Annotated in this window: 1 pseudogene; it reads left to right on the top strand. The window is 63.3% G+C overall.

Going from position 1 to position 308, the window contains the following annotated elements:
- A pseudogene (locus P0G09_RS17900) lies at positions 1-308 on the top strand (NAD(+) synthase); the annotation flags it as partial.

Below are 308 nucleotides of genomic sequence, written 5' to 3'. Positions count from 1 at the left end.
GCTGGCCCTGGGCTGGGCCACCTACAACGGCGACCACATGAGCATGTACGGCGTGAACGCAGGCGTACCCAAAACGCTGGTGCGCCACCTTGTCCGGTACGAAGCCGACATAGCCGCCACCCCGGCCCTGAAAGAGGTGCTGCTGGACATCCTCGACACCCCGGTGTCCCCCGAGCTGCTGCCCGCCAAGGACTACGGCGAGATCGCACAGCGCACCGAGGATCTGGTGGGCCCCTATGAACTGCACGACTTCTACCTTTATTATGTACTCCGCTTCGGCTTTGGCCCGGCAAAGATCTTCCGGCTGG

Source organism: Faecalibacterium sp. DFI.5.82, assembly GCF_029076575.1.
Lineage (GTDB): Bacteria > Bacillota > Clostridia > Oscillospirales > Ruminococcaceae > Faecalibacterium > Faecalibacterium duncaniae.
This window is presented reverse-complemented; position numbering and strand designations above follow the sequence as displayed.